This is a genomic window from Streptomyces sp. NPDC019937, from assembly GCF_040631655.1.
Taxonomy (GTDB): Bacteria; Actinomycetota; Actinomycetes; order Streptomycetales; family Streptomycetaceae; genus Streptomyces.
In genome coordinates, this window is sequence record NZ_JBEYAL010000078.1 from 1 (window position 1) to 23,199 (window position 23,199).

18 protein-coding genes are annotated in these 23,199 nt (G+C 71.3%); 9 read left to right on the top strand and 9 right to left on the bottom strand.

The genetic code is table 11. The annotated features are described in order from the left end of the window. Positions 1-90 precede the first annotated feature (90 nt). From ABZ562_RS39675 to ABZ562_RS39685, 3 genes are all read right to left on the bottom strand, one after another. Positions 91-975, bottom strand: coding sequence for an ABC transporter permease subunit (locus tag ABZ562_RS39675; RefSeq protein WP_361489917.1), 885 nt, complete (start codon positions 973-975; stop codon positions 91-93). Further along, positions 972-3,758: an alpha/beta fold hydrolase gene (locus tag ABZ562_RS39680; RefSeq protein ID WP_361489919.1), complete on the bottom strand. Its 2,787-nt coding sequence runs from the start codon at positions 3,756-3,758 to the stop codon at positions 972-974. Before ABZ562_RS39680 ends, ABZ562_RS39675 begins: the two co-directional genes overlap by 4 nt. A gap of 262 nt (positions 3,759-4,020) precedes the next feature. Beyond that, entirely contained in the window at positions 4,021-4,551 is a 531-nt protein-coding gene (locus ABZ562_RS39685; protein WP_361489922.1) for a TerD family protein, read from the bottom strand. Between the two features lie 229 nt (positions 4,552-4,780). Here ABZ562_RS39685 and ABZ562_RS39690 point away from each other — a divergent pair, with 229 nt between their 5' ends. Together ABZ562_RS39690 and ABZ562_RS39695 are read left to right on the top strand one after the other, a co-directional pair. Next, entirely contained in the window at positions 4,781-5,149 is a 369-nt protein-coding gene (locus tag ABZ562_RS39690) for a BlaI/MecI/CopY family transcriptional regulator (RefSeq protein WP_009720553.1), read from the top strand. Next, positions 5,146-6,057, top strand: a complete 912-nt coding sequence (locus ABZ562_RS39695) for a M56 family metallopeptidase (protein WP_361489925.1) — start codon at positions 5,146-5,148, stop codon at positions 6,055-6,057. Before ABZ562_RS39690 ends, ABZ562_RS39695 begins: the two co-directional genes overlap by 4 nt. A 49-nt stretch (positions 6,058-6,106) precedes the next feature. Here ABZ562_RS39695 and ABZ562_RS39700 read toward each other — a convergent pair whose 3' ends face one another. Both ABZ562_RS39700 and ABZ562_RS39705 read right to left on the bottom strand, forming a co-directional pair. Further along, positions 6,107-6,796, bottom strand: coding sequence for a DUF305 domain-containing protein (locus ABZ562_RS39700; protein WP_361489961.1), 690 nt, complete (start codon positions 6,794-6,796; stop codon positions 6,107-6,109). A 73-nt stretch (positions 6,797-6,869) separates the two neighbouring features. After that, complete coding sequence (locus ABZ562_RS39705) at positions 6,870-7,331, bottom strand: hypothetical protein (RefSeq protein WP_361489928.1); 462 nt, start codon at positions 7,329-7,331, stop codon at positions 6,870-6,872. Positions 7,332-7,559: 228 nt separating this feature from the next. Here ABZ562_RS39705 and ABZ562_RS39710 point away from each other — a divergent pair, with 228 nt between their 5' ends. Next, a complete protein-coding gene (locus tag ABZ562_RS39710; protein WP_361489931.1) occupies positions 7,560-10,571 on the top strand; it encodes a SpoIIE family protein phosphatase in 3,012 nt (1,003 codons plus the stop codon). 21 nt (positions 10,572-10,592) lie between these two features. On the opposite strand, the gene ABZ562_RS39715 is transcribed toward ABZ562_RS39710, so the two are convergent. Beyond that, on the bottom strand, positions 10,593-11,480 hold the full coding sequence (locus tag ABZ562_RS39715) for a dihydrodipicolinate synthase family protein (protein ID WP_361489934.1): 888 nt from the start codon (positions 11,478-11,480) through the stop codon (positions 10,593-10,595). A gap of 126 nt (positions 11,481-11,606) precedes the next feature. Between ABZ562_RS39715 and ABZ562_RS39720 the strand changes: the two genes are divergently transcribed. Next, positions 11,607-12,599, top strand: a complete 993-nt coding sequence (locus ABZ562_RS39720) for a 2-hydroxyacid dehydrogenase (protein ID WP_361489936.1) — start codon at positions 11,607-11,609, stop codon at positions 12,597-12,599. Between the two features lie 5 nt (positions 12,600-12,604). Next, a complete protein-coding gene (locus tag ABZ562_RS39725; protein WP_361489939.1) occupies positions 12,605-13,939 on the top strand; it encodes an MFS transporter in 1,335 nt (444 codons plus the stop codon). Positions 13,940-14,015: 76 nt separating this feature from the next. Here the strand turns inward: ABZ562_RS39725 and ABZ562_RS39730 are convergent, their stop codons facing one another. Then, positions 14,016-14,294 carry a hypothetical protein gene (locus ABZ562_RS39730; protein WP_361489942.1) on the bottom strand — a complete coding sequence of 93 codons (279 nt, stop codon included), beginning with the start codon at positions 14,292-14,294 and terminating at the stop codon, positions 14,016-14,018. Between the two features lie 143 nt (positions 14,295-14,437). On the opposite strand from ABZ562_RS39730, the gene ABZ562_RS39735 reads away from it, so the two are divergent. After that, the gene (locus ABZ562_RS39735; protein WP_055553605.1) at positions 14,438-14,806 is read left to right on the top strand and encodes an arsenate reductase family protein; all 369 of its coding nucleotides are present in this window, start codon (positions 14,438-14,440) and stop codon (positions 14,804-14,806) included. A gap of 82 nt (positions 14,807-14,888) precedes the next feature. Here the strand turns inward: ABZ562_RS39735 and ABZ562_RS39740 are convergent, their stop codons facing one another. Next, on the bottom strand, positions 14,889-16,520 hold the full coding sequence (locus ABZ562_RS39740) for an AMP-binding protein (protein ID WP_361489947.1): 1,632 nt from the start codon (positions 16,518-16,520) through the stop codon (positions 14,889-14,891). 335 nt (positions 16,521-16,855) lie between these two features. Between ABZ562_RS39740 and ABZ562_RS39745 the strand changes: the two genes are divergently transcribed. Next, entirely contained in the window at positions 16,856-18,862 is a 2,007-nt protein-coding gene (locus ABZ562_RS39745; RefSeq protein ID WP_361489950.1) for a M6 family metalloprotease domain-containing protein, read from the top strand. A 75-nt stretch (positions 18,863-18,937) separates the two neighbouring features. Here ABZ562_RS39745 and ABZ562_RS39750 read toward each other — a convergent pair whose 3' ends face one another. Then, a complete protein-coding gene (locus ABZ562_RS39750; protein ID WP_361489953.1) occupies positions 18,938-20,320 on the bottom strand; it encodes a M28 family peptidase in 1,383 nt (460 codons plus the stop codon). Positions 20,321-20,600: 280 nt separating this feature from the next. On the opposite strand from ABZ562_RS39750, the gene ABZ562_RS39755 reads away from it, so the two are divergent. Together ABZ562_RS39755 and ABZ562_RS39760 are read left to right on the top strand one after the other, a co-directional pair. Further along, positions 20,601-21,269 (top strand): hypothetical protein, encoded by a 669-nt coding sequence (locus ABZ562_RS39755; RefSeq protein ID WP_361489956.1) that lies wholly within the window; start codon positions 20,601-20,603, stop codon positions 21,267-21,269. A gap of 31 nt (positions 21,270-21,300) precedes the next feature. Next, a partial coding sequence (locus tag ABZ562_RS39760; protein WP_361489959.1) for a type I polyketide synthase occupies positions 21,301-23,199 on the top strand: 1,899 nt, incomplete at its 3' end.

The following is a 23,199-nucleotide window of genomic DNA, read 5'->3' on the forward strand; positions in this document are numbered from 1 at the left end:
GAGAGCGCAGCGGCGCTGCGTGCGACGAGCGCGGGGCCGCGAGGTGCCGTGCCGGGCGTCGGGAGCCCGGCATGATCCACACGACACCCCCTAGGACACCACGTCCTTGCGGCCGAAGCCGCGGAAGGCGAGGGCGACGAGCACCAGCGCGTACGTCACCGACACCGCCGTCCCCTTCAACATCCCACCCCACTCCAGGTGGGGCTGGAGCGCGTCGGCCCAGGCGAACTGCCAGTGCGCGGGCAGGAACTCGCGCCAGGAGCCCAGCGCCGTGACGGCGTCCAGCACATTGCCCACGATGGTCAGCCCGACCGCGCCGCCCACCGCGCCCAGCGGTGCGTCCGTCACGGTCGAGAGCCAGAACGCGAGGGCGGCGGTGACCAGCTGGGACAGGAAGATGTACGCGACCACCAGGGCGAGCCGGGCGAGGGCGTCGCCCGTGCCCAGTTCGCCGCCGGTGGGCAGGCGCAGCGGCCCCCAGCCGTACGCGACGGTGCCCACCAGAAGCGCGACGAGCGGCAGCAGCACCATCGCGGCCGCGCTGAACGCCAGCGCCACGGCCAGCTTTCCGGCCAGCAGCCGGGCCCGGGGCACGGGCGCGGCGAGCAGATAGCGCAGCGAGGACCAGTTGGCCTCCGAGGCGACGGTGTCACCGCAGAACAGCGCCACGGGCACGACGAGCAGGAAGGCCGCCGAGACGAAGAGCGCGGTGGCCGCGAGGTTGGCGCCCGATGAGGTGGCGGTTTCCATCAGGGTCGCCCGGTCGTCCCGCCCGTCGGGGGTGCCGCCGATCGCGAACGCGGCGACGAGGACGAACGGCAGCGCGGCCAGCACCACGCCCATCACCAGGGTGCGGCGGCGGCGCAGCTGCCGTACCGCCTCGACCCGCAGGGGCAGGGTGTGGCGCGCCCGGTAGCCGGGCGCCGCCTCCGTCGCGGAGCTCACGGAGCTCACGGGGCTCACGGAGCCGCTCATGCGGACCCTCCTTCGATCAGCGTCAAGAACGCGTCCTCCAGGCGCCGGTTGGGCCCGAAACTGGTCACCGGGATCTCCAGCCGCACCAGTTCGGCGAGCAGCCGCGCCGGGGTGGCGCCGTCGATCAGGACGAGCAGTCCGGCGTCGGTGCGCGCCGCGGAGGTGATGCCGGGCAGGGCGCTCACCTTGTCGACCAGCGCGTCGCTCAGTTCGCCCTCGTGGCCGACCAGCAGGCTCTCCCCGGTGCCGGTGATCTCCCCGACCGGGCCCGCCTGCACCAGCCGGCCACGGTCCATGACGACCAGATGGGTGCAGGACTGTTCGACCTCGGCCAGGAGATGGCTGGAGACGATCACCGTGCGGCCGTCGGCCGCGTACCGGATCATCACCTCGCGCATCTCACGGATCTGGGGCGGGTCGAGCCCGTTGGTCGGCTCGTCCAGGATGAGCAGATCCGGCAGGCCCAGCATGGCCTGGGCGATGGCGAGCCGCTGCCGCATGCCCTGGGAGTACGTGCGCACCGCGCGCTCCAGCGCGTCGCCGAGCCCGGCGATCTCCAGCGCCTCGTCGAGGTGCGCGTCCTCGGCGGGCCGTCCGGTGGCGCGCCAGTACAGCTCCAGGTTGGCGCGTCCGGTCAGATGCGGCAGGAAGCCCGCGCCCTCGACGAAGGCACCCACCCGGGACAGGACGGGCGCGCCGGGCCTGATGGCCTGTCCGAAGACGCGGATCTCCCCGCCGTCGGGGCTGATGAGCCCCATCAGCATGCGCAGCGTGGTGGTCTTTCCGGCGCCGTTCGGGCCGAGCAGACCGAGTACCTGTCCCTTCTCGACGCGGAAGGAGAGGTCGCGTACGGCGTACCGGTCGGCGGACTTGGCGTAGCGCTTGCTGAGGTCGGTGATCTGCAGCGGTACCTCGGCCAGCGCGGGGTCGGGCGGTGGCGCGGCCGTCGGCCGACGGCCGGTCAGCAGCAGGGCGAGCGCCACCACGGCGCCGCCCAGCGGCAGGCCCCACACCCACCACGGCAGCGAGGCGGGCTGGGTGTGCACCCCGGGCGCGGTGGGCACGGTGAGGCCGTCGCCCGCGAGGGCGACGCGGTACGTGGCGGGCTGCGCCGGGGACGCGTAGCCGAGGTCGGTGGAGGCGAGCACGAGCCGCAGCGAGTGGCCCGCGGTGATCTCGTGGTCGACGGCGGGCAGCCGGAGCGTGACGGTCTTCCCCTTCTTCGCGTCGGTGACGCGTACGGGGGCGACGAGCTGGGAGGGCAGCACCTGCTGTCCATCCGGCCCGACGTCGTACACCTTGGCGAACAGCACGGCGTCGTCGGTGTCCGCCCGGACGCGGACCTTCACCTCGGGCGTCCCGGTGATGCGCAGGGGTTTCCCGAGCGGTGCGGAGTCGAAGCGGGCGAACTGGCCGGGGATGTCGAGGGAGAGGCCGATCCCGAGTGAGGAGGCCTGGGACAGCGCGGCGATGCCCGGCACCGTGGAGACCGACGGCGGTCCGCCACCGGGCGGGTTCGCGAACGACTGCTCGCGGCCGCGCAGCGCCACGGTTCGCCGGCCGTCCTCCAGTCCGGGGTAGCGGTCGCCGGTGGCGCCGCGCATCTGGAGGGCGCCGTTGGTGGAGTCGACGCCGCCGGCGCGGGTGACCCGGAAGGCGGGCCCGGTGTCGGTGCCCCGGTCGCCCTTGAGGTAGCGGTCGAACCAGTCCCGGGTGCGTGCCTGGACGCGCCCGGTCTCGCGGTCGCCGCCGTCGTGTCCCCCGTCGGTCCAGTCCACGTCGACCGGGGCGCCGTTGGCTTTGATCGCCTTGGCCATCGCATCGGCTTGGCCGAGCGGGAAGAGGGAGTCGGACTGGCCCTGGAAGATCAGCGTCGGAGTCTTGATCCGGTCGGCCACGGCGGACGGGCTGCGGGCCTCCAGCATGCGACGGGCCGCCTCGTCCGGTTTCCCGGCGACCGCGACGCGCTCGTACATCGCGCACAGTTGCTTCTCGAACCGTCCGCAGCCCTGATCCCGCCCGTCCGCGGTGGCCGGGGCGCTCGGGGCGGCCTGGGCGCCCTGACTTCCCTGGCCGCCCTGACTGCCCTGACCGCCTTCACCTCCCTGGCCGCCTCCGGGCGCGTTCTGGGAGTCCTGGGAGCCCTGGCCTTCCTGGCCGCCACCGGAGAGACCGGCCGAGCCGGTGGTGAAGAAGAGCCCGGCCCACAGCTTCTTGAAGACGCCGTCCGGGAAGAGCGCGTCGGCCAGGTTCCAGTAGGTGATCTCGGGCGCGATGGCATCGACCCGCCGGTCGTACCCCGCGGCGAGCAGCGACAGCGCGCCGCCGTACGAGGCACCGGCGATGCCCACGCGCGGATCGCCCCGGGCGTCGAGCCGCACCTCGGGCCGCTTCGCCAGCCAGTCGATCAGCCGCCGGGCGTCGGCCACCTCGTGGTCCGGGTCATTGATCCCGATCTTGCCGGTCGATCTGCCGAAGCCACGGGCCGACCAGGTCAGCACGGCGTAACCGTCCCGGGCCAAGCCCTCGGCCTGCTGCCGGACGTCCTCCTTGCTGCCCCCGAAGCCATGGGCGAGCAGCACCGCGGGGCGACGGCCCCGGCCCGCGGTGAAGTACGAGGTGTCGAGGCGCGTCCCCGGCATGTCCAGCACCCGGTCCTCACGGTGCACGGCGGGCGGGTCGTCGGCGGCTACGGCGGCCCAGGTGCCCGTGCCCGCGAGGACGGCGACGGCGGCCGCCGTCGCGAGCAGCCGCCGACCGCGCAGGGTCTTTCGAAGATCCATGACAGAACCCTAGGCATGAGATGCCGACGCCGGAGCTGACATCAGACGGATTCCGTCCTGCTTCTCAAGGAGTATCCGGCCACGCGCCGTACACCGAGTGCGGTACGCGGCCGAGCCCGCCGGCCGGCGGACTGCTGCTGCGGGGCGGTCCGGCGGCCGCGTGCTCAACGGTGCTGTCGCGGGACCGCTTTCCGGGCGTCAATGACGCACATGGGACCGTAGCGGGGTGCGCGCGGGCGGCAAAGAAAGCGCACAAGCACGGTCAGGAATAGTCCTTGCCCATCACACTCGTAAAGGTTTCCGGGTCGACAGTGAATCCACGAATGACACCGTGGATTCCCCATTCCCCCGATTCGTCCCGGGCGAACTCCGCGACCGTGGCCGCTGTGGCTCCGGAGACGCCGGTGAAATCGGCTTCCAGCAGCTCCGTATATCCCTCGGCAATCCGGACGCTGGCATTCCGGACATCGCCGAAGGTCTTCCGCCCGGCGCTCTGCTGGATGGCCACACCCACCACGACGCGGGAGTACTCCTCCGACAGCCGCTCGAACTCCAGCGTCATCGCCTCGTCGGTGCCCAGCCCCTGGCCCGTGCGGCTGTCCCGGTTGAGGTAGATGGTGCCGTCGGGCGACCTGCTGTCGAAATGCACCAGGTACGCGGGTTCACCGTACGGATCGGACGCACGGTAGGTGCCGGCGACGATGTCGAGATCATTGGCCGGTTCACCACTGGCGCTGGGGTCCCACTTGAGCGCCACCTCGATTTTCCCGAGCCCCTTGTTCAGACCACTCATCCAGACTTCCCTTTCGCCTCACCGGTGTTGAATACGCGTCCGGTCAATCCTATCGTGCGCTAGGCCAGTTGAGGCTTTGGCCAGGGACGGAGCGCCCGGCGCTCCGGGTGCTCGGCGATCTTCCCGGACCGCCCGGCATTCCCCCCGGTGCCCCTCCCGCGAGGGCGGCTCTCTACTATGGGCCTCCGTACTAACGGAGGTAAGCGTCTGACGACGGAAGGAAGCGTCCATGCGGCGGCTGGGGGATCTCGAGGCGGAGATCATGGATCGCCTGTGGACATGGCGGCGTCCGGCGACGGTGCGGGAGATCGTCGACGACATCAACACACAGCGGCCGGTCGCCTACACCACGGTGATGACCGTGGCCACGATCCTCTACAACAAGGGCTGGCTGCAGCGCGGCAAGGAGGGCCGGGCCTGGCTGTACTCACCGGTACGCAGCCGTGAGGAGTACTCCGCCGCGCTGATGGAGGACGCGCTCGGCACCAGCCAGGACCGCCCCGCGGCTCTCGCCCATTTCGTCGAGCAGATGGGCCCCGAGGAGGTCAGCGCCCTGCGCAAGGCGCTGCGGGCGGCCGGGCGGCGGAACCAGGAGTGATTCCGGCGCTCGCCCTGGCCTGCTACGCGGCCGCGGTCGGCACGCTGGCCCCGCGGGCCCTGCTGCGCAGCGCCTGGCCGTACCGCTCCCCCGCACTCGCCGTGGCCGCCTGGCAGGGACTGAGCGCGTCGTTCACCGTCGCGCTGGCACTGGCCGCGTACCACCTGGCCGTCCCGACCGGACACCTCGACGCGGGAATGTCTGGCTTAGTCCACTTCTGCGGGCTGACCTGGCACGCCCGCGTCCCGCTGCCCGCCCCCTTCGACGTCCCGGCCGCCGTGCTGCCGCTCCTGGTGGCGCTGCTCACGCTCGTCCGCTTCGGCCACGAGGTGCTGCGGGCGCGGCGGGCCCGCTCCCGCCACATGGGCGTGCTGGACGTGGTCGGACGGCGCTCGGCACGGCTGCGCGCCACCGTCCTGGACCACGCGATGCCCGCCGTGTACTGCCTGCCGGGCCGCTGTCCGCGCGTGGTCGTCAGCACAGGCGCGCTGCGCGCGCTGTCCGGCGCCCAGCTCGACGCCGTACTGGACCACGAGCGCGCCCACATCGCGGGCCGCCACCATCTGGCGCTGGCCGCCGCCGAGGCGTTCGCCAGGGCCTTCCGGTGGCTGCCGCTGGCGCGGGCCGCCCGGGAGCAGACGGCGATGCTGCTGGAGATGGCGGCGGACGACCGCGCGCTGCGCCGCCACCCGCGCGAGACACTCGCCACGGCGCTGTACGAGATGGCGGCGGGCCGCACCCCCCGCGGGGCGTTCGCGGCCGGTGGCCCCGGCGCCCTCGTACGGCTGCGCCGCATGCTGGGCCCGTGCCGCCGCCCGCACCCCGCCCTCCGGTTCGCGGTGGCCACGGCCGCCGCGACCCTTCCGCTGCTGCCGGTGGTGATCGGCTGCGCCCCGGGGATGATGTAGCCACCCCCGGGGCGCGGCGGCCGCCCCGATCGACAGCCGGTCGTGCCGGTCAGAGCCGGTCGAGGATCTTCCGCAGGGTGGTCACCTCGGCGGACTGGTTTTTGATGACATCCCCGGCGAGCTTCTTGGCCTTGGCGTTACGCCCGCTCTTCTGCTCGTCCTCGGCCATGGTGATCGCGCCCTTGTGGTGGTCGATCATCATCTGCGCGAAGGCGCGGTCGAACTCGGCGCCCTTGGCGGCCTTCAGCCGGTCCATGTCCTTCTGGGACATCATCCCGGCCATGCCGTCCGAGCCGTGATCCATGCCGGGCATGGAGTCCGAGCCGTGATCCATGCCGGGCATGGAGTCCGAGGACGGCGAAACCGGCTTGCCCCAGTCCTTCAGCCAGGACTTCATGGTCGCGATCTCGGGGTCCTGGGCCTTCTCGATCTTCCCGGCCAGGGAGGTGATCTGCCCGTCCCCGGCGCGGCCGTCCGCCAGCTTCGCCATCTCCAGCGCCTGCTGGTGGTGCGGGATCATCATCTGCGCGAACGAGACGTCCGCGTCGTTGAAGTCGCCCGACGCCGGGGTGGCGGTGGCCTTCGCGGAGACGGAGGAGTCCTTGCTCCCGTGATCCATGCCCTTCATGTCGTCGTTCCCCCCGCAGGCGGCGAGCAGCAGTCCGCCCGTGGCGACGATGCCCACGACCGCCAGGCGGCGGCCTCGGGGACGGCGGGGTGCGTGCTGGAAGTTGGTCATGCCGATGTACCTCATGCCGTGTGTGATGTCGGTGTTCCGGTGTCTGCGTTCCGCGGGATGGCGGGGGTACGGCCTATATCCGCAGAACCGACAAGGTGGCGAGGCCGGGACTCGGCGAGGGAGGGGCGGGCCGCGGTACGGCGGCCACCGGGGCGGGCCGGGGCGGGGGCGGGCCACGGCGCCGTACGAGAGCGGCGTGCGGTACGGCCGTGAGCACCCACGCGCCCAGCACCGCCACACACAGCGAGGCCATGTCCATCCCGGTCATGGGCGCGGACGGGGCCGGGGACACGGCTCGGGAGCCGTCGGCCCCGAAGCCGTCATGAGGGGGCATGGCGGATTTGCCGGCTCGCGCCTCGTCCTTCATGGCCCCGTGCGTCCCGCCGGTGGCGTGTGCCGAGACACCCATGCCCGCGCCGGTGCCGCCATCGGGGTGCCCCATGGAGTGCATCATCAGCACACCGAGCGCGAGCACGACGACGAACAGGAGGCGTCGCAGGACACCGCCCGCTCGTACACGTCCGCTCGCGTTCACACCGCTCCTCCGACGACGATCACAAGGACGGGTGGCCCGTCACGATCACCTTACTGCTAAGGCAATTAGTAGCACGACGAGGGTCCCGTCGGCCGCCGGGGCAGGGCCGGGCGAGGGGATGCCGCCATGGAGGGTGAAACGCTCGAAAATGCGGACATAACCTAATAGAGAGACTGACCTCGAGGGCCGGGCCAGTCCGTCCGGGCCTCGCAGAGCGCAGGTGATCGCGTGGGTGTAAACGATCGGCACCCGGCACAGGATTACGCCCCGGCGCAGGAGCATGCCCCCGCCTGGGAGGCAGAGCGGGCACGGCTGAGTCTGCTCGAAACCGCGAGTGAGGGGCTGGGCGACGCGGAGCTGCTGCGGCTGGCCCTCGACCATCTGGTGGCCGGGCTTCAGGGCCTGGGCGGCATGGCGCATCTGCGCAGGCCGGACGGTCTGGGGCTGCGGCTGGTGGCGACCTGTGGTCTCAGCGGTTCACTGCTCGGACCGTGGCAGACCATCGAGTGGGGGGAAACGGCCGCTCCGATGGCCGCCTTCCACGGTGGCGCCGCCGTCTGGGCCGCCGACCCGGCAGGCCGCGATTCCCTCACCCGGAGCATCCCGCCGGGCATCTGCATGGCGGCCGTCCCGGTGCCGATGACCGCCGGGGCGCCGCTCGCGGTGCTGTCGGTGCTGACCTCCACGCCGCGGGCGGGTGACGCGGCCCAGCGCGCCCTGGCCCGGACGGTCACCGGCTGGCTGGCCCAGCGGCTGCGGCTGCTGGCGGAGGGGGCCCAAGACGCCGGGCGGGCTCGGCGGCAGGAGGAACGCCGGGCGCAGGACGAGCGGTCCGGCCCCTGGCTGCAGGGGGCGCTGCGGACGTCCCGGATCGGCGCCTGGGAGTGGGACCTCCGTGGCGCCACCCTGACCTGCGACGATCAGGCGCAGACGCTGCTGGGGTTCGAGCCCGGCACCTTCGACGGCCAGGTCAACACGTGGCTGAGCGCCATCCACCCCCAGGACATGCCCTGGGTGCAGGCGGTCTCCACCGCCGAGTCGCTGCGCGGCCGCAGCGAGTACAGCGTCGAATACCGGGTGCGGAAGCCCGACGGGACGTACCGCTGGGTGCAGGCGCGCGGGACCGTGGCGTCGCTGACGGACGGTGTCCCGGCCCGGGTGGTCGGCACGCTGTGGGACATCACCGAGACCCGCCGTTCCCGGGACGCCTTCAGCCGTGCCCTGCGGTACATGGGCGACGGGTTCCTGGTGGTCGACGAGGACGGGCGGATCACGTTCGGCAATGTCGAGGCCGAGCGTTTCCTCGGGTCGTCCGGGGAACTGCGGGGCCAGGTGTTGTGGGAGCTGCCGCGGGCGCGGGCGATCGGCGTGGAGCCGCGGTTCAGGCGGGCGGCGGCGGCGCGGGCTCCCATCGACTTCCACGCCCGCTGGCCGAGCAGCAACCGCTGGTACCACATCCGGCTGGTCCCGGTGCCCGACGGGATGACGGTGCACATCACGGATGTCACCGACCGCCGGGCACTGGACGCCGAGCGCTCGGCCGCCGCACACGCCGCCACCGAGCGCGCCACCCGGATCGCGGAGCTGACCAGTGCCTTCGCCGAGGCACTGACCACGCGGGACGTGGTGAAGGCGGTGGCCGACCGGGTGCTGCCGCCGTTCGGGGCGACCGGGCTGATCTGCCAGCTCATCGAGGACAAGCGGCTGCGGGTGGTGGGTTCCACCGGCTACTCGGACACCTTCCTCGGCTTCCTCGACAACGTTCCGGTGCCGCCGGAAGCCCCGCTCCGCTCGCCCGTCACCGAGGTCCTCGGCTCCCGCAGCCCGCTGTTCATCTCCTCGCCCGAGGACTACGCCAAGCGCTACCCGGAGACGGTCGGCTATCTGCAGCTGAGCGAGAAGAAGGCGTGGGCGTTCCTGCCCCTGGTGGCCTCGGACCACCGGGCCGGTTACTGCGTCGTCTCCTTCGACCGGCCGCGCCACTTCAGCGAGGAGGAGCGCACCCTGCTGACCGCGATCAGCGGGCTGGTCGCCCAGGCGCTGGAGCGGGCCCGGCTGTACGACGCCGAGCACACCCGTGCCCAGGAGCTGCAGCGCGGGCTGCTTCCCCGTAACCTGCCCGCGCTGCCCGCCGTCACGGCCGCCGCGCGCTACCTGCCGGCCGGGGAGGGCATGGAGGTGGGCGGCGACTGGTACGACCTGATTCCGCTGTCCGGGGAGCGGGTCGCGCTGGTCATCGGCGACGTCATGGGCCACGGGCTGTCGGAGGCGGCCACCATGGGGCGGCTGCGCACCGCCGTGCACACACTCGCCGATCTGGAGCTGCCGCCCGATGAGCTGCTGACGCATCTCAACGATCTCGTGGGCGCGCTCGGCGACGACTTCTACGCCACCTGTCTGTACGCCATCTACGATCCGACCACCAGCGTGTGTGCCTTCGCGTGCGCGGGTCATCCGCCACCCGCCATCATCCACCCCGATGGCACGGTGCACTCCCCCGGTTTCTCCCCCGACCCGCCGCTGGGCGCCGCGACCCCGCCGTTCGAGACCATCGAGGTGCAGCTGCCGGAGGACAGCATCCTGGTGCTGTGCACGGACGGGCTGATCGAGTCCGCGACCCGGGACATCGACCACGGCATGGCGTATCTCTCCCGCACCCTGGCGGGCGCGCTGGCCACGACCCCGGACCTGCTTCCGCGCCCGAGCGCCACCGGTGGCGGTTCGGTGCTGGACGGGGGCGAGGGCCGTGTCCTCGGCCATCTCGACCGGCTGTGCGACACCCTCGTCGCCGCCCTGCTGCCCGAGCAGTCGCGCACCCAGGACGATGCGGCGCTGCTGGTGGCCCGTACGCATTCGATGACCGCGGACAGCATCGCGTCCTGGCGGTTGCCCGATGCGCCGATCGCCGCCGGGGAGGCCCGCCAACATGTCCGGGACCAGCTCGGCGCCTGGCAGCTGGACGAGCTGGCCATGACCACCGAGCTGCTGGTCAGCGAGCTGGTCGGCAATGTGGTCCGACATGCCAAGGGACCGATCAGGCTGCGCCTGCTGCGCAGCCGCAGCCTGATCTGCGAGGTGTCGGACGGCAGCCCCACCACGCCGCGGATCCGCCGGGCGTCCGACACCGACGAGGGCGGGCGGGGCCTTCAGCTGGTGTCCGCTCTCTCCCACCGCTGGGGCACCCGCTTCACTCCGACGGGCAAGTGCATCTGGGCGGAGCAGTCGCTGCCCACGGGCTGATCGCCCGAGGGACCGGCCGGGTCAGGCGGCCGGACGGCCGGACACCTCGCCGGCCAGCGCCTCGATGTCGGCGGCGGTCGCCGGGTCCGGGTCGCCCACGGTCATCCGGGAGGCTCCGGCGGGCAGTCCGCGGGCCCTCTGGGCATGCTTGATCCGGCCGATGCTGGGGCCGAGGAGACCGACGGTACGGTCCACCCGGTCCTGGAGGGCGGCGAGCCGTGCCGGGTCGGTGGTGTCATCGCGCAGCGCCGCGGCCAGGTCGAGGAAGGGTTCGGGGAAGGCGGCCGAGCAGCCGGAGACCACCCCGGCGCCACCGGCGGCCAGGACGTCGGCGAGCCGCTGGTCGTTGCCGGAGTAGATCTCGAACTCCTCCGGGAGCTCGGCGCGGTAGTCGGCCACTTCGGTCGAGGGGGTGCCGCTCAGCTTGACGCCGGCCAGCCCGCAGGAGGCGGCCAGCTTGCCGAATTCCACGGGCCCGACCGTCAGACCGCTGCGCTCGGGGAAGAGGTACGCGTACAGCTGGACATCGGGGGCGGCGAGCCGGATCCGGCTGAAGTACGTCTCGAGTTCGTCCGCGCTCGCGGGCAGGTAGTACGGGGTGAGCGCGGCGACGCGGCGGACACCGGCCGCCACGGCGGCCCGGGTGAGCCGGACGGCGGTGTGCGCGTCGGCGGCGCCGATGTGCGCGATGACGCCGTCGGCACCCGCCTCCTGCAGCGCGGTCTCGACCAGCAGCAGCCGCTCGCCCTCGCTCAGCGCGGGGAACTCTCCGGTGGTTCCGGCCACGAGCAGCTGTCCGGTGGTGCGGGCGGCGAAGCCGTACTGGGCGCGTGCCGCGTCCAGGTCGAGATCGCCACTCGGGGTGAACGGCGTGGTGAGCGCGGTGACGACGGTGCGCTGACGGTCCATGGGCCTGACTCCTCACTCGGAAAACCGTTATCCGTTTTCGGTTAACCGTTGACAGAGATCGTAACCGTGGCGAAAACTCATGCCACCCCCCAGGGCCCCACCACATCACTCCAGGAGCCGCATGTGATGTCCGAACATCTCGTGACCCTGTACCACCTGAACGATCTCGGCGCCGACGAGCTGCGCCGGCTGCTGCCCGGCCGCCCCGATCTGCGCATCACCGAGATCGGGCCGGACGAGGACCCGCACGACCACCGGGACGCCCTCGCCGATGCCACCATCGTGCTCGCCCCGCTGGAGAAGGAGCGAAGGATCTCCGCGGAACTGCTCGACGGGATGGAGCGCTGCCGCCTCGTGCAGTCGGTGGCCGTCGGCTTCGACGGCGTCGACCACCTCGCCGCCGCCGAGCGCTCGATACCGGTCGCGAACCTCCCCGGCTTCAACACCGACGCCGTGGCCGACTGGACCGTGGGCGCCCTGCTCTCCCTCCTGCGCCGCTACGCGGCGGGTCACGCGAAGATCGAACACGGTGGCTGGGGACCCGAGGGGCTGCGGGGGCGCGATCTGTCCGCGCTCACGGTGGGCATCGCCGGGTTCGGCAGCATCGGCCGCGCCGTCGCGCGCCGCCTCGACGGGTTCGGCAGCGACATCCTGGTGCACGACCCGGTGCCCTCCGAGCCGGACCGTACCTATGTGAGCCTGGACGATCTGGCCTCGCGCTCGAACGTGCTGACGCTGCACATGCCGCTGAACGAGGCCACCCGTGGTGTCGTCGGGGAGGACCTGCTGTCCCGGATGCCCCGGGGCTCGTACGTCCTCAACGCCGGACGTGGCGGTGTGCTGGACGAGGACGCGCTGGTCGGGGCCCTGGACTCGGGACAGCTGGCGGGCGCCGCGCTCGATGTGTTCGCCGAGGAGCCGCTGCCCGCCGACTCCCCGCTGCGCGGGCGGTCCGATGTGCTGCTCACCCCGCACACGGCCGGGGTGACGGTCGAGGCGTACCACGCCATCCGGGCGCGGCTCGTCGAGAGCGTGGACCGGGTGCTGTCGGGCGAGGCCCCGCGCAATGTGGTCAACGGCGTCATCAGCGGCGGTGTCCGGCCGTCGGCGGGGGTGTGAGCGACGTGGCTCTCGGCAAGACCTCCGCGCGGGCACCCGTCGCCGCCGCACCGAAGAGACCCGGGGGACGCGTCGGCAAGGTCCGCTTCGTCGTCCTCGGGCTGCTGTTCGCGGGCATCACCATCAACTACATCGACCGCGCCACGCTCAGCGTCGCGCTGCCGCACATCACCGAAGATCTCGGACTGTCCGACGGGGTCGGCGGACTGCTGCTGTCGGCGTTCTTCTGGACGTACGCCTTCGGCCAGATGCCCGGCGGCTGGCTCGCCGACAAGGTCGGTCCGCGCATCATGCTCGCGATCGCGAGCCTGTGGTGGGGGCTGGCCACCGCGGCGATGGGTCTGGCTCGCGGCGTGACGTCGCTGGTGGGCCTGCGCGCCCTGCTCGGCATCGGCGAAGCCCCCAGCTTCCCCGCCAGCGCCAAGGTGGTCTCCCGCTGGTTCCCGGCCTCCGAGCGCAGTTTCGCCTCGGCCACCTTCAACAACGGCAACGCGGTCGGCGGCGCCCTGTCCATCCCGCTGGTCACCCTGGTGGTCACCGGCCTCGGCTGGCGCTGGGCGTTCGCCATCGCGGGCGGCCTCGGCGCGCTGTGGGCCATCGGCTGGTGGCTCTACTACCGCGACCCGAAGGACCACCCCAAGCTGGGCGCCGCGGAGCTGGAGTACATCGAGTCCGGTCAGGAGCAGACCACGGCGGAGGAGAGCGCGGCCAGTGCCCGCATCGGCTGGCGGGACCTGTTCCGCTTCCGGATGATCTGGGCGATGATGCTCGGCTTCTTCTGCGTCAACTTCGTGGCCTACTTCTTCATCACCTGGTTCCCGACCTATCTGGTGGACAACTACCACCTGGACGCCCTGCACTTCGGCTTCCTCGGCATGATTCCGGGCATCGCCTCCATGCTGGGCGGCTGGAGCGGCGGCCTGTTCTCCGACTGGCTGGTGCGGCGCGGCACCGAGCGTACGAAGGCACGGAAGATCCCGCTGGTCGGCGGGCTGCTGGGCACCTCGGTGATCGCGCTCGCGGTCGTCTCGCCAGGCGTCGGCACGGCGCTGACCGCGCTGTCGGTCTCCTACTTCTGTTCCACCTTCGCGGCGGCCAGCGTCTGGGCGCTGCCCGCCGATGTGGCCCCGACGGCCGCGCACGTCGGCTCGATCGCCGGGATCCAGAACACGGCGGCCAACATCGCGGGCATCCTCTCCCCGCTGCTGCTCGGCGTGCTCAAGGGCATCACCCACTCGTTCGTGCTGCCCCTGACCCTGGCGGGGTGTGTGGCCCTGCTGGGCGCCGCCACCTATGCGTTCCTGCTGCCGAAGGTCGAGCGCCTGAAGATGGCGGGGTGAGAAGGAAATCGGAGTGATGGGGGCGGGCCCCCCGCCGCGCCCTGGTGAAGAGGGCGCGGCGGGGGGCCAGGATGGGTCAGCGGTCGCTTTCCTGGAGGAGCGAGCGCACCATGCGGCACGTGGTGTTGGACGGCGGGTGCACCCCGATCCGGACCGCGGTGGCACGTATCTTGCGGTTGCGCGCCTGCTCGGGGCGGTACACACCGGAGTTGAGCAGGGCTATGGCCAGGCGCATGGCCTTCAGCCGGCGGTTGTGGGTCTCGTACCACTCACGCGGACGCCCGGCGGGCATGCGCTTCTTGGGCAGGGTCGTAAAGCTCGGCAGGTCCGGAAGAGGGGTTGCGGCAGCGGCCATCGGCATCCTCCTGGGACAGTCGGTCTCGCTCTCTTTCACTGCCTCCATTCTACGGCGGGGCACTGACAAAGCCTCCTGGTCAGACGCCAGATGACCGGGATCGAACGGGCGTGGCGGGAGGCGTCTCGCGGTACGGTTGCACCATGGAGATCTGGATCAATCCGGCGTGCTCGAAGTGCCGCAGCGCGCTCAGTCTGCTCGACGCGGAAGGCGCCGGGTACACCGTCCGCCGCTACCTGGAGGACGTCCCCAGCCCGGACGAGATCCGCGGCGTACTGGCCCGGCTCGGACTCGAACCGTGGGACATCACCCGGACACAGGAGGCCGCGGCGAAGGAGCTGGGGCTGAAGGACTGGCCGCGCGACGAGAGCGCGCGCGACCGCTGGATCACGGCGCTCGCCGAACACCCCAAGCTGATCCAGCGGCCCATCATCACCGCCGACGACGGTTCCGCGGTGGTGGGACGGACCGAGGAGGCGGTGCGGGAGGCGCTCTCGCGCTCCACGGAGTGAGCGTGGCGCGCCACGAGTTCGGCCCTGGTCCCCATGGAGCACACGGGGACCAGGGCCCACGCCGTAGGGGGTGTCCACCGCCTCAGCGGCCCCGGCCGGTGGTCGGCTGCGGACGCAGCAGGAAGCGCTGTGTCTTGCCGCTGGAGGTCTTGGGCAGCTCGTCCACGAAGTGGATCCGGCGCGGGTACGCGTGCTTGGCGAACCGGTCCCGCACGAGCTGCTGCAGCTCGGTGGCGAGCGCCTCCCCCGGCCGGGCACCGGGGCCCAGGACGACGAACGCCTCGATGACCTCGCCGTACTCGTCGTCGGGGATGCCCACCGCCGCGGCCTCCGTCACGGCGTCGTGCTCCTGCAGCACGCTCTCCACCTCGAAGGGGCCGATGCGGTAGCCCGCCATCAGGATGACGTCGTCGCCGCGCCCGGAGAAGAACAGATCGCCCTCCTCGTCCTGCGCCGCGGTGTCGCCGGTGTAGAACCACCGCCCGTCGGGGCTGAACTTCTCGGCCGTACGCTCGGGGGCACCCAGGTAGCCCTCGAACCACATCAGCGGGCTGTCCGCGAGGTCGATCGCCACCCGGCCGGGGACACCCGTCGCCGCCTCGGCGGAGTTGGTGTCCTCGCGCAGGATCTTCACCGACCAGCCGGGCAGCGGGCGGCCCATGGAACCGGGCTTGAGGTCGATGCGCAGCGCCTCGTTCCAGGCGTGGGCGATGACCATGCCGGTCTCGGTCAGGCCGTAGTGGTCGCGTACGGGGACCCCGAGCGCCTCGCGCGCCCAGTCCACGACGTCCGGGGGCAGCGGTTCACCGGCCGCGGAGCAGCAGCGCAGCCGCAGGTCGCCCGGGGCGGCGCCCGATGCCCGCAGCTTGCGGTAGACGGTGGGCCCGGCGGTGAAGTTGGTGACGCCGTAGCGGGACAGCACGTTCCAGGTGTCCTCGGCGGAGAACAGGCTGTTGAACAGCAGGCTGCGGCGGCCGAGGGCGAGCGGAGCGATGATGGCGTAGTACAGGCCGTACGCCCATCCCGGGTCGGCGGCGTTCCAGAACACATCGGTGGACAGGTGGTCCAGGCCGAACTCCTGGTACATCGCGAAGCCCGCGACGGCGTTCAGCGGGATCGGGACGGCCTTCGGGGTGCCCGCGGTGCCGGAGGTGAACAGCTCCACGATGGTGGAGTCGCCGCCCACCGCCATCGGCTCGGGCTGCGCGGTGTGCGACTCCAGCAGCTCCGAGAAGGCGAGGTCGGTGCCGGTGACCGGACCGGTCGTGATGATCTGCCAGGGCCGCTCACCGGGGAAACCGGCCTCGGGGTCCAGCTTCGGGCGCTGATCGGCGTCGGTGATCACGGCCTTGGTGCCGTTGCCGATGGTGCGCAGCGCGATGGCCGGCGGGGCGAACGCGGTGAACAGCGGCACCTGTACGGCCCCGAGCCGCCAGATGGCGAGGGACGCGATGAGCAGTTCGGCGGACTTGCTCATCAGGGTGGCGACCCGGTCGCCCGGTCCGACGCCCAGGGCGGCCAGGGCGCTTGCCATGCGCGACGAGCGGTCGCGGAGCTCACCGAACGTCATGTCATGGCCGGTCAGGTCCTTGCTCACCACGGTGAACGCCACGGCGTCGGACGGATGCCGGTCGCACAGCAGGTACGCGGTGCACGCCGCTGGCTCACCGAAGGTCTTGAGCAGGTCAGCCATGCGCTGTTCTGGGCTGGTCAAGAGGGCTCCTTGGACTGGTTTCCACACGTCGCGCCATACAGGAGGTCGGCGGCACCTTCCCGTTGGCCTGTACACGCTATCGCGCTTTTCGATGTGCTCCGCAGCCGTGTGCGGTGGATTCCGGCTCGTCAGCGCGGTTTCACCCACCGGGTTTCCGTCGGGGCCGCGTCGCGGCTCGGTGGCGGCTCGGCCGCAGTCTCGGGTCACGGCTCGGTCGCGGAAGCCACAGCGGCACTCTGGCGTCACCCCGGCCCCCGGCCTACCGTGGCAGCGGTAGTGATACCGCTCGCACGGCTGGTCATGTCTGAGTACACCTTCCGGACAAGAGGTGAGCCTTGTTCCTCCGCCGAAGACGAGTCCGCCGATTAACGGTCGTCGCCACGCTCCTCGCCGCTCTGGCCGCCGTCGCGGCCGGGCCCGCGGGAGCCGCTCCCGACCGTACGCCGAGCGCCCGGCCGCCCCTCGTCGATCCGATCGACCCGCAGCGCTGGCGCAACCCCGACGACATGACATGGGCCGACTACCGCGCGGTCCCCGGCACCCGCTGGGCCGACCCGGACGTCAAGCCCACCCAGCGCACCTTCAAGGGCGCGCTGGTGCTCCTGGACTACCCGGACGAGGAGTTCACGGTCGGCCAACCGGCGGGCTCGACCCTGTTCGGCAACCCGCAGCCGTCCGCCTCCGGCATACCGCGCGACCGCCTGCCCCAGTTCTACGAGGACTTCCTCAACAAGCCCGGCGCGCTCAACAACGGTCACACCATCAACGAGTACTGGATGGAGGACTCCGGTGGCCGCATCGGCGTCGACCTGACGGCCTTCGGGGTGTACCGCATGCCCGCGAAGTCCTACCAGTACGGGGTGGAGGACTCGATGAACCCGGGCGCCTGCCCGGCCGGGGACACCTGCGACATGGACATCCGGGCCGATGGGAAGGCGGCCTGGACCGCCGATGTGGGCGGCGAGGAGACCAAGAAGTTCGACTTCGTCTTCTATCTCACCGCCGGGCAGGACGAGTCGTCCACCTGGCAGGAGTTCGGCCAGATGAAGTTCGCCGACCGGCAGGACGTACCGGCCGTGTGGGGTCCGCCGGCCGCCACCGGGAGCAACGCGGCGGCGACACGCTACGTACCGTGGACGTCGTGGCAGGCCGCGGCCCGTATCTGGCCCAACGCGGAAGACGGCTCGTCCCTCCAGACCGAAAGCTCCGGCATGGCCGTGTACGCCCATGAACTCAGCCACATCCTGGGCATAGGCGACAACTACAACAACCCCTACGGCACTCCTCTCAGCCGCTCCTACACCGGTATCTGGGGCATGCTCTCCCGCGGCTCCTTCAACGGCCCCGGCGGCCCGCACACCCGGTGGCGGATACCCGCCACCGCCGGAGGGTCGATGGGCGCCCAGCATGTGCTGCGCGACAAGCTGAAGCTGGGCATCGTGGACGAGAAGAACGTGCTGCGCCTGGACCGGGACGCCCTGGCGGGCTCCGGTCTCGCGGTCGCCCGGGTCACGGCGCGTTCCGCGCCCCCGGGCGAGAAGGGACTCGCGGGCGTCAACATCACCATGGGCAGCGATCTGTCACCGTCCTGCGACCGGAAGACCGATCCTCTGTGCGACGGCGGCGGCTACGACAACTACACCGTCGAGGTCGTGGACCGCATGGGCATGGACTCGTTCACCCCGGACAACGGCGTACTGATCACCAAGACCAAGAACAAGGACCAGGCCCCGTTCGCCTGGGTGGTCGACGCCCACCCCGAGGACATCGACATGGTGGACTTCCAGCGCCCCGACGGCACCACGCAGAAGATCACCATGGGCGACTACCGGCAGCTCAGCGACGCGCTCTTCCACGCCGGGGCCGACTCCGGCAGCCAGTACGAGTACATCGACCAGGCCAACCGGCTGCACTTCTACGTCCTCGACCTCAAGCGCGACCGGTCGGGCGTGCTCTCGTACACCATCGCCGTCAAATCCCTGGACGGCACTGGGCCGCAGCGGCGCGGCGTCGACCTGGACCGTGGCGTGGCGAAGGGCCACCCCTCGAAGGGCCGCGCCACGTGCACCTTCGACCTCGCCAACACCGGCCGCGCCGGAAACGCGGGCGCCCACCTGGATTCGGATGTCTACCGGCTGTCGGCCACGGCCACCGGCCGGGGCTGGTCCGCGTGGCTGCCCAACCGGCTCGCCACCGCCAAGGCCGGGTCCTCGGTGGATGTGGGCGTGGCCGTGACCGCGAAGAACGGGGCCGACCGGCACGGCAAGGTCGTCCTCACCGCCCGCTCCGAGAGCGACCCGCGCAAGACGGCCACGGCCACGTGCGCGGTGCGCACACGGTAGGGGCGGTGGCTGTACGTACGGGGATCTGAGGGGGCGGCCCGCCGGGACACCGGCAGGCCGCCCCCGTGCGTACCGTCAGTCGGAGTGCAGGGGCACCCGGAGGGTGTCCGGTTCGCAGCCGTGCGTCCCCGCGATGATCCGCGCCGCGCCCATGGTGAGCGGCACCAGGCTCTGCTGGTCCACCTTGTCGGGGGTGTCCCTCGGGTCGAAGATGTACATCGGCGTGGTGATCAGCTGCACCAGCGGCACACCCGTGTAGTAGAAGTACGCGCCGTCGGTGGCCGGGTTCGGTGCGAACGCGGTCGGCGACAGGATCCACGAGCGGCGCAGATCCTCGGCCGCGATCGAATCGGCCACCAGCCTCTCCAGCGCGGGTGCCTGGGTGGTGAACCACCAGCGCACCTCCGGGTCGTCGGTGGGGACGACCTCGCCGTCGACCACGACGGCCTGGCGGGCTGCGTGTTCCAGATGCATTTCGAGGACGACCTGCGGAAACAGCTCCGGATGTGCCGCGATGAACGCCTGGGTGCCCGCCGCCCCGGCCATATGGCCCGACGTCAGCAGGAACAGCATGTTGTGCGGGCGCAGCTCCTGGGGCACCGACGCCCAGAACCTGGCCTGCGCCAGGACGAGCGCCACCCCCGACGCGTCCTCCACCGCCGAGGCCCACGGTCCGTCATGGTGTGAGCCGATGATCACCCAGTGGTCCGAGGCGCCGGGCAGGGTGCCCACCACATTGTGGGTGGTCTCCTCGGTGATGGTGGCATCGGAGATGATCCGGCCCTCACACGCGCCGGAAGCCATCAGCTCACGGACCCGCTCGCCGTCGCTGCCGCTCAGCCAGATACCGGGAATCGAGCGCAGCTCGGCGTCATAGGGCCAGTAGAAGTCGCTGGTCTCCCAGGGCACACCGGTGAGCAGTCCGACATACGCGGTCGCCCCGTCCTTGATGGCGACGTCGAAGTCCAGCACATGCGGAAGGTCGAACGGCACGGTCTGGACCAGATCGGGGAAGACGCCCTCGGGGTCATAGGCGTCGGTGGCCCGGGCCTGTACCTCGGTCTGCGGCAGCTGGGTGAAGCCGATCTCCTGGACGGCGATGGCACCGCCCACGCCCCCGTCCTCCATCCGCACCAGCCGGCCCTCGGTGCCCTCGGTGGGGGTGGTGTACGGCAGGGCCAGGCCGGTGAAGCGGGTCACGTCGCCGGGGCGGCCGACGGGCCAGATCTCGAAGGCGGCGGAGCGCGGCCGCCAGATCGGTGTGGCCAGCGGCTCCAGCCGAACGTCCGCCAACCCCGTTTCCCGGAACTGTTCGGCGGCCCACTCCTCGGTCCAGCTGTCGGCGGCATAGCCCGCGCGGCGAATGCCTTGGCTGACGATCAGTTCGATCCAGCCCATCATCTCCTTCGAGGTGGGTGCTCGATCGACGTACTTCTCCAGCGCCGGCCAGCCGTTCATCGCCATCCTCCTTCATCCCGACGTCCGGTTCATGCTCGGCGGGCGGTCTAAAGCTGGGCTAATGGAGGAGCGGGTACGAAGCCCGGGCGAGCAGGGCAAGCCACGCGTTAGAGCACCTTTAGGGACGGCACAAATGATGGTCGCCGTATCCGCTCCAGGGCTCGCCAGTCGGCTCAGCCGCAGGTCAGCGCCCGATCATCCCGATTACCTGCCCGATGTCTGATGGGAGTCGCGTGTGCGTGAGTCGTGTGTGCGTGGGGTGTGTATGCGTGGGTTGTGTATGCGTGAGCCGTCTTTGCGTACCGGGAAGGCAGCAGGACAGGGCGCGCAGCACCCGGCGCGCCTGACGCGATGGTTGCGCCGTGCCCCGGTCGGTGTCGTCGGGGTGGCCGCCGTGGGTCTGGTGGCGTTCGCCGTCACTCCGGTGAACGCCGAACCGGACACCGGAGAGAAACCGTCGCGCGCCACCGCCACCAATCCGCTGCCCGCGCCGCCGCAGATGCGCGCGCTGGATTTCCTCCTCGGGTCCTACACCTGCGCGTACACACCCCCGCCGGGCAGTAGGGAGGCGGTGATGCACCTGACCACGAAGCGGGCCATGGGCGGGCATTACTACTACACCGACGCGACCCTGGAACCGGGCCATGTGGTCGGCCGGTCGTCGTTCGGATGGGATCCCGTGGACGGAAAGTTCATCGTCCAGTACCACGACAACTGGGGCTCTTCCGCCAACTACTCCTCGCCCGGCTGGAGGAACGGCCACCTGGTGTTCAAGGGGCCACTCAGCCAGGTGGTCACGCCCAGCGCCACCGGAAAGACCGACGGCGTGAACATGGACGTGGTGGACGACTACCACATGCTCGGTCCAGGACATTTCAAGGACGCCACGAGTTTCACCTTCCCCGACGGAACTACCTTGCGCGGCAGCTACGACTGCCGTCGCCCATAGCGGTTTGCCGAGGGAAGTGGGTGCGCCGGCCATGGCGAACAATGAAGAGAAGCTTCTCGACTATCTGAAGCGTGTGACGGCGGATCTGCGCCAGACACAGCGTCGTCTGAAGGATGTCGAGTCGGCCGGACACGAGCCGGTCGCCATCGTGGGAATGTCGTGCCGATTCCCCGGCGGAGTGCGCTCCCCGGAAGAGCTGTGGGAACTGGTCGCCACCGAGCGGGACGCCATCACGGAACTGCCCACGGACCGCAACTGGGACCTGGACGCCCTCTTCCACCCCGACCCGGAGCATCCCGGTACCAGCTACTGCCGCGAGGGCGGCTTCCTCGACGACCCCGCCGGATTCGACGCCGCGTTCTTCGGCATCAGCCCACGCGAGGCCCTGGGCATGGCGCCGCAGCAGCGGCTCGCCCTGGAGGCGTCGTGGGAGGCCATCGAGTACGCGGGCATCGATCCGGAATCGCTGCGGGGCAGCCTCACCGGCACCTTCATCGGCTGCGACCACCTCGACTACTGCACGGACGCCTCCCAGGTGCCCGAGGGCTCGGCCGGGTACTTCACCATCGGCAGCTCCGCGAGCGTGGTGTCCGGCCGGGTCGCGTACACCCTGGGCCTGGAGGGCGCCGCGGTGACGGTGGACACCGCATGCTCCTCCTCGCTGGTCGCCCTGCATCTCGCCTGCCAGGCGATCCGTCAGGGCGAATGCGAGCTGGCGCTGGCCGGTGGGGTCGCCGTGATGTCCTCGACGGCTCCCTTCATCGGCTTCAGCGAGCTGCGCGGGCTCGCCCCGGACGGCAGGTCCAAGGCGTTCTCGGCGAACAGCGACGGCATGACCCTGTCCGAGGGCGTCGGTGTCCTGCTGCTGGAGCGGCTGTCGGACGCCCGGCGCAACGGCCACCAGGTGCTGGCGGTCATCCGGGGTACGGCGGTCAACCAGGACGGCGCGAGCAACGGTCTGACAGCGCCGAACGGGCCCTCCCAGCAGCGGGTGATCCGGCAGGCCCTGGCCAACGCCCGCCTGGCCCCGTCCGAGGTGGACGCGGTCGAGGCGCATGGCACCGGGACCACCCTCGGCGACCCGATCGAGGCCCAGGCGCTGCTGGCCACGTACGGACAGGACCGGCCGGAGGACCGACCCCTGTGGCTCGGCTCCATCAAGTCCAACATCGGCCACACCCAGATGGCGGCGGGTGCCGCGGGCGTCATCAAGATGGTGATGGCGATGCGGCACGGGCTCCTGCCCGCCTCGCTGCACATCGACGAGCCGACCCCGCATGTCGACTGGAGCACGGGCGGGGTGCGGCTGCTGACCGAGGCGGCGGAGTGGCCTCGGGGGGAGCATCCGCGCCGGGCGGGCGTGTCGTCGTTCGGCATCTCGGGTACGAACGCGCATCTGATCCTGGAGCAGGCCCCGGACGCGGCGGAGGCTACGCCACCGGTAGCTGAGGCGGCCGGGGTCGGCGGGGTTGTGCCGTGGGTGGTGTCGGCGAGGAGTACGGAGGCACTGCGCGGCCAGGCGGCGGCACTGCTCGGCCGGATGAAGGCGGATGACGACGCGTCGTCGGTCGAGGTGGGCTGGTCACTGCTGAAGACCCGCTCGCTGTTCGACCACCGAGCTGTCGTGATCGGGGAAGACCGCGAGGAACTGATGGCGGGCTTGCAGGCCCTGGCGAGCGGGGCGCCGCATCCCGGGGTGGTACATCCCGGAGGGCCGGCGAGTGCTTCGGGTCAGACGGTGTTCTTGTTCAGCGGTCAGGGCAGCCAACGCCCCGGCATGGGCGCAGCACTGTACGACCGGTTCCCCGTCTTCGCCGAAGCCTTCGACGAGGTCTGCACACTCCTCGATCCCCACCTGGAGCATCCGTTACGCCAGGTCGTCTTCAGCCAGGACCCCGAACAGGCAGAGCTGCTGGACCACACCACCTAC

Coding starts and splice junctions, on each gene's coding strand:
- ABZ562_RS39675 (WP_361489917.1), bottom strand. CDS start 975: ATGAGCGGCTCCGTGAGCCCCGTGAGCTCCGTGAGCTCCGCGACGGAG.
- ABZ562_RS39680 (WP_361489919.1), bottom strand. CDS start 3,758: ATGGATCTTCGAAAGACCCTGCGCGGTCGGCGGCTGCTCGCGACGGCG.
- ABZ562_RS39685 (WP_361489922.1), bottom strand. CDS start 4,551: ATGAGTGGTCTGAACAAGGGGCTCGGGAAAATCGAGGTGGCGCTCAAG.
- ABZ562_RS39690 (WP_009720553.1), top strand. CDS start 4,781: ATGCGGCGGCTGGGGGATCTCGAGGCGGAGATCATGGATCGCCTGTGG.
- ABZ562_RS39700 (WP_361489961.1), bottom strand. CDS start 6,796: ATGACCAACTTCCAGCACGCACCCCGCCGTCCCCGAGGCCGCCGCCTG.
- ABZ562_RS39715 (WP_361489934.1), bottom strand. CDS start 11,480: ATGGACCGTCAGCGCACCGTCGTCACCGCGCTCACCACGCCGTTCACC.
- ABZ562_RS39720 (WP_361489936.1), top strand. CDS start 11,607: ATGTCCGAACATCTCGTGACCCTGTACCACCTGAACGATCTCGGCGCC.
- ABZ562_RS39730 (WP_361489942.1), bottom strand. CDS start 14,294: ATGGCCGCTGCCGCAACCCCTCTTCCGGACCTGCCGAGCTTTACGACC.
- ABZ562_RS39735 (WP_055553605.1), top strand. CDS start 14,438: ATGGAGATCTGGATCAATCCGGCGTGCTCGAAGTGCCGCAGCGCGCTC.
- ABZ562_RS39750 (WP_361489953.1), bottom strand. CDS start 20,320: ATGAACGGCTGGCCGGCGCTGGAGAAGTACGTCGATCGAGCACCCACC.
- ABZ562_RS39755 (WP_361489956.1), top strand. CDS start 20,601: ATGCGTGAGCCGTCTTTGCGTACCGGGAAGGCAGCAGGACAGGGCGCG.